The sequence below is a fragment of the Streptomyces sp. MB09-01 genome (assembly GCF_033794505.1).
Lineage (GTDB): Bacteria > Actinomycetota > Actinomycetes > Streptomycetales > Streptomycetaceae > Streptomyces.
On record NZ_JARAYQ010000393.1, the window covers coordinates 1 to 5,519 of the forward strand.

Consider the following 5,519-nt stretch of genomic DNA (forward strand, 5'->3'; position numbering starts at 1 on the left):
CCACCTCCCCCACGCCCACCCCGTGAACAGGCCGGCCGGCAGCGGCTCCGCCGATCCGGCTACCGCCGCTCCGCTCGCGCACGGGGTCGCGGGCCCCGGTCGGTCCATGCGCCCGCGGATCCCGGAAATAGCAAAAGCCCCAGGTCACGGCGAGTGAGTCCTGGGGCTTCCACAGAGCCGCCTTCGGGATTCGAACCCGAGACCTACGCATTACGAGTGCGTTGCTCTGGCCAACTGAGCTAAGGCGGCACCGCTGGTCAGACAAGTATTCCCTCGAAGAGGGGCGCTCATCAGCAGCGGCGCCAAGTCTACAGGGTGTGGACGGGTGCCCTGAACCGGGTTCTGCGGGGGTGAGACAGAGGTCACATACTGGGGCAGATGCACCGCATTCGGTGCATCGTTCTGCTGTGCGTTCCCCGATGGGATGAGATGTCCCGTGACCCGAGCCGTAACGGGAACGTCCGGGCGTTGGGCGAGGCTCGCCGTGCTGTGCGCCAGCCTGCTGCTCGTCGCGATGGACGCCACCATCCTGAACGTCGCGCTCCCCTCCCCCATCGACGACCTGCAGCCCAGCGCCGTGCAGCAGCTGTGGATCATCGACATCTACGGGCCGGTCCCCGGCGGCCTGCTCGTCACCACCGCGGCCGGCGGCGACCGCTTCGGGCGGCGCAAGCTGTTCCTCATCGGCTTCGCGCTCCGCGGCGTGGCGTCCGTGGTCGCCGCGACCTCCGGGACCTCGGCGCAGCTCAGCGCCGGGCGGGTGCTGCTCGGCGCCGGCGGGGCGATGGTCATGCCGTCCACGCTCTCGCTGATCCGGAACATCTTCGACCGACGCCCACGAGCGGGCCCTCGGGATCTGGGCCGCCGGCGCCGGCGCCGCGATCGGGCCGCTCGTCGGCGGGCTGCTGGTCGAGCGGTACGGATGGCGCCCTCGCCTGGGGCATCAAGCACCTGGCGAGGGCGGCCCCGCGGCGGCGGACCTGCTGGTCCTCGCGGCCGGGATCGGGCTCCTCGCCTGGTTCGCCCGCAGCCAGCTGCGGCTGCAGGATCCGCTCCTCGACACCGCGGAGCGGGCCGGGCAGGCCGGGGCCGTCTCGGAGACCTCGTACGAGCTCGGCGTGGGCCTCGGCGTCGCGCTCCTCGGCACACATGGCCGCGCGCCGGCCCGGGCGGCCGAGTCGATCTGCGGGGCGAAGGAGTACGCCGGGAGCCTGCCGGCCGCGCAGGCCGCCGAGGCCACCGGACTGCTGGAGCGGTCCCGCGACGCCTTCGACAGCGCCCTGGCCACGGCCCACTAGGCCTGTCGGACCCCGTCGTACCGCCCCTCCCGGGAGCGGAAACGCCGCGGGGGCGGCCGACGTCGCCGCCGGTCCGCCCCCGCGGCGCGAGCCGCCCGGGTCAGGCGCCCAGGTGGTGCCCCTTCGCCCACTCCTTCTCGCCGTCCGTGATGCAGTTCGAGCTGTAGACGGGGCCGGTGAACGCCGGGCGGTTGCTGGGCACCGCGGCGAACGTCGAGCAGTTCGACGTGAAGCCCGCGCGACCGCCGGAGAAGTAGTCGATGTCGACGCCGTCGTTGGCCAGGGCGGCGCCGGCCCCGCCCAGCAGGATGCCGGCGGCCAGGACGGATGCGGTGACAGCAGAGCGAATACGCATGACTCCCCTAGGGATGTATGGAAGGACGCGCTGGTCGATGTGCGCGTCGGCCGGTCCAACCGTCCGGGGGCGGCGACGGGAACGGCAGTTCACCCCAATGCCCGCAGCAGTATCGTTTCGACACCCCGCAACCCGACACCCCGCACCAGTGCTCCAGGTCGGGTGCGGCCCGGGGCGGTGCGCGAAGCCGCTCCGGGACAGGACGCCGACGGCCTCAGCACTTCTTGCCGTCCTCCGGTGCCTTGCCCTCCAGCAGGTAGCGGTTGATCGCGGTGTCGATGCAGTCGCTGCCGCGCCCGTACGCCGTGTGGCCGTCGCCGTCGTAGGTGAGGAGGGTGCCCGACTCGAGCTGGCCGGCCAGCGCCTTCGCCCACTTGTACGGGGTCGCCGGGTCCCGCGTGGTGCCCACCACCACGATCGGCGGGGCGCCCTTCGCGGTCAGCTCCCCCGACTTGCCCGTGGCCTCCACCGGCCAGTACGCGCAGTTCAGCGAGGCCCAGGCCAGACCCGCGCCGAAGACCGGGGAGGCCTTCTCGAAGGAGGGCAGAGCGGAGGCGACCGCTGCCGGGTCCTTGAAGGCCGGGGGCTGATCGAGGCAGTTGACGGCGGCGTTCGCGAACATCAGGTTGGCGTACTTGCCGTCCTCGCCGCGCTCGTAGTAGCCGTCGGCCAGGCTCAGCAGGCCCGATCCGTCGCCGTTCATCGCCGACGTGAGCGCCTCGCGCAGCTGCGGCCAGGCGGTCTCGTCGTACAGCGCCGCGATCACCCCGGTGGTGGCGAGGGACTCGCCGAGCGGGCGGGCGGCCTCGCCGGTGGGCACGGGCTGGGCGTCGACCTTCCGGAAGAACTCCTTCAGGCGCGCCGCCACCGCGTCCGGGCCGCCCTTGCCGAGCGGGCAGTCGGGCTGCTTCGCGCAGTCCACGGCGAAGGAGGTGAAGGCCGTTTCGAAGCCCGCCGTCTGGTCCCGGTTCAGATCGATCGCGGACCGGGAGGGGTCCATCGCACCGTCCAGGACCAGCCGGCCGACCCGGTCCGGGAAGAGCTCCGCGTACATGGCTCCGAGGAAGGTGCCGTACGAGGCCCCGACGTACGTGAGCTTCTCGTCGCCGAGCACGGCGCGCAGCAGGTCCATGTCGCGGGCGGCGTCGACGGTGGAGACGTGCGGCAGGACCCGCTGCGAGCGCTCCTGGCAGCCGGCCGCGAACTTCTTGAAGGCGGCCACCAGCTCGGCCCGCTCGGCCGGGTCGTCCGGCGTCTGGTCCACCTGCGTGTACGCGTCCATGGCCGGGCCGGTCAGGCACTCGACGGGGCTGCTGCGGTCCACCCCCCGCGGGTCGAAGGAGACCATGTCGTACCGGGCGCGGACCGGCGCGGGGTAGCCGATGCCCGCGTACGCCTGCAGGTAGCCGATGCCGGAGCCGCCCGGGCCGCCCGGGTTGACCACGAGCGAGCCGAGCCGCTTGCCGGGACCGGTGGCCGCGCGACGCGCCACGGCGATGTCGACGTCCTGGCCGGAGCCGGGGTTCGCGTAGTCCAGGGGGGCCTTCATGGTGGAGCACTGGAATCCGGGGACTCCGCAGTCGCGCCAGGCCAGCTTCTGCTTGTAGTAGGGGCGCAGCGCGGCCTCGTCGGGAGCCGGCCGGGCCGACGGCTTGCCGGACGCCACCCCGGAGGCGTCGGCGGCGCGGGGGGCGTCCGATCCGCCCGCGGCGGCGCGGGGGGCGTCCAGACCGCCCGAGGTGCACCCGGAGAGCAGCAGCCCGGCGGCTGCGATCACGGTCCCGGTGGTACGCAGCAGGCGACTGGTGTCCATCCCCGGAGCGTACGGCTGCCGGAGGGAACCAGGAGGCTCTTCTGCGGCGGACGGCCGCGGGCCTTCCGTGGCCTGCGCCGGGCGGGGCACGGACCGTGCCCGTCCCGGCCCCGGCGGCCGGTCCGCCCGTACGGGTGAGTCCGTCAACCGGGTGTGGACCCGGGCTGCGGCCAGGCGTCGGCCCGGCGGCGGATCGGCGGGGGACCGGCGGCGGATCGGCGGGGGGGTCAGCCCGCGCGCAGCGACATCGTCATCGCCTCGACCGCCAGGAGCGGTGGCACGTTGCGGTCGAGGGCCTCCCCGCAGGCGATGATCGCCTCGATCCGGCGCAGGGTCCGCTCGGGGCCCGAGGCCCGCGCGATGCGGTCGAGGTCCTGCCGTATCTCCTCATTGGCGATGGCCACGGACGAGCCGAGTTGCAGGGCCAAGACGTCCCGGTAGAAGCCGGTGAGGTCGGTCAGCGCCAGGTCGAGGGTGTCGCGCTGGGTGCGGGTGCGACGGCGCTTCTGCCGGTCCTCGAGCTCCTTCATCACGCCCGCCGTGCCGCGCGGCATCCGGCTGCCGGCACCCGCTCCGGCGCCGAGCGCGGCCCGCAGCTCCTCGGTCTCCTTGGTGTCGACCTCCTCCGCGACCTGCTTGGCGTCCTCGGCGGCGGCGTCGACGAGCTCCTGCGCGGCCTTGAGGCAGGCTCCGATGTCGTCCACCCGGAGCGGGAGCTTCAGGATCGTCGCCCTGCGTTCCCGGGCCGCCTCGTCGGTGGCCAGCCGACGGGCGCGGTCGACGTGCCCCTGGGTGGCCCTGGCGGCGGCCAGGGCCACCGTCGGCTCGATGCCGTCCCGCCGCACCAGCATGTCGGCGACGGCCGCGACCGAGGGGGTGCTGAGGTTGAGGTGGCGGCAGCGGGAGCGGATGGTGGGCAGCACGTCCTCCACGGAGGGCGAGCACAGCAGCCAGACCGTGCGGGGCGCAGGCTCCTCGACGGCCTTGAGGACCGCGTTGGCGGACTTCTCGTTCAGCCGCTCGGCGTCCTCGACCAGGATGACCTGCCAGCGGCCCGTGGCGGGGGACGTGTAGGACTTGCGGACGGTGTCCCGCATGTCGGCGACGAGGATCTGGCTGCCGACCGCGACGATGGTGGAGACGTCCGCGTGCGTGCCGACCATCGTGGTGTGGCAGCCGTCGCAGAACCCGCAGCCGGGCTCACCGCCGAGGGCGCGGTCGGGACTGGTGCACTGCAGGGCGGCCGCGAAGGCCCGGGCGGCGGTGGTCCTCCCGGCTCCGGGCGGACCGGTGAACAGCCAGGCGTGCGTCATCTTGGACGCCGCAGGCGGGGCGGTCCCGTCCGTGATGGCCGTGACCAGGGCGTCGGCGTCGCGGGCGGCGGCGGCCAGCTGCGTCTGGACCCGCTCCTGGCCCACCAGGTCGTCCCATACGGGCATCCCGCCCACCACCTTTCACTTTCCGTGCACCCATTGTGGCGGGCGCCACCGACAATCCCGTCCCGCCCGGTCAGCGGCGGCGGCGCGGTCGCCGTTCGCCCTCGTCGCCGTCCTCGTCGTCCCGGTGGCCCAGCAGTTCGTCCGCCAGCGTCGGCAGATCGTCCAGCGGGGTCTCCTCGGCCCAGTCCGGGCGCGGCCGCTGCGGCCGGCCGTCCTCGCCGAGCACGGGGAGCTCCCGCGTCCGGTCGTTGGCCGGGTCCCGGAAGATTCCGGACGGCACCCGGTCGGCCGGGTTCTCCTGGGGGCGCTGGGCCGTCGGCCGCGAAGCGGACCGGGCCCGACCCGTACCGCCGCCGGTACCCGAGCCGCTGCCGCTGCCCTGGGGCGCGGCCGCCGGGCGGACCGGCGGCAGCACGGCCGTCTCGTCGGCCGGGCGGACCGGCGGCAGCACCGCCGTCTCCGCGGCGGAGGCCGGGTCGGCCTTCGGCACCGGGACGGTCTGGGTGACGTCGTCCGGCTGGACGACCCGCTTGACCACCGGGGTCTCGACCGTCACGGCGTCGTCCGGGTGCGGTTCCTTCGTCATGCCCACCTTGGGGGCGGGGGCGGGGGCG

At 74.2% G+C, this 5,519-nt stretch carries 4 protein-coding genes, 1 tRNA gene and 2 pseudogenes; 2 read left to right on the forward strand and 5 right to left on the reverse strand.

Features of this window, described 5'->3' with window-relative positions:
• Positions 1 to 175 precede the first annotated feature (175 nt).
• Positions 176 to 249: transfer RNA gene (locus PV721_RS40725), tRNA-Thr, on the reverse strand.
• 265 nt (positions 250 to 514) lie between these two features.
• Here PV721_RS40725 and PV721_RS40730 point away from each other — a divergent pair.
• Both PV721_RS40730 and PV721_RS40735 read left to right on the forward strand, forming a co-directional pair.
• Positions 515 to 781 (forward strand): annotated as a pseudogene (locus PV721_RS40730) (MFS transporter); the annotation flags it as partial.
• A 337-nt stretch (positions 782 to 1,118) separates the two neighbouring features.
• On the forward strand, positions 1,119 to 1,298 hold the full coding sequence (locus tag PV721_RS40735) for a hypothetical protein (protein ID WP_319733543.1): 180 nt from the start codon (positions 1,119 to 1,121) through the stop codon (positions 1,296 to 1,298).
• A 100-nt stretch (positions 1,299 to 1,398) separates the two neighbouring features.
• Here PV721_RS40735 and PV721_RS40740 read toward each other — a convergent pair whose 3' ends face one another.
• The 4 genes and pseudogenes from PV721_RS40740 to PV721_RS40755 all read right to left on the reverse strand — a co-directional run.
• Positions 1,399 to 1,653, reverse strand: coding sequence for a hypothetical protein (locus PV721_RS40740; RefSeq protein WP_319733537.1), 255 nt, complete (start codon positions 1,651 to 1,653; stop codon positions 1,399 to 1,401).
• A 214-nt stretch (positions 1,654 to 1,867) separates the two neighbouring features.
• A complete protein-coding gene (locus tag PV721_RS40745; protein ID WP_319733539.1) occupies positions 1,868 to 3,466 on the reverse strand; it encodes an alpha/beta hydrolase in 1,599 nt (532 codons plus the stop codon).
• Between the two features lie 227 nt (positions 3,467 to 3,693).
• A complete protein-coding gene (locus tag PV721_RS40750) occupies positions 3,694 to 4,905 on the reverse strand; it encodes a DNA polymerase III subunit delta' (protein WP_319733541.1) in 1,212 nt (403 codons plus the stop codon).
• A gap of 70 nt (positions 4,906 to 4,975) precedes the next feature.
• Positions 4,976 to 5,519: pseudogene (locus tag PV721_RS40755) on the reverse strand (dTMP kinase); the annotation flags it as partial.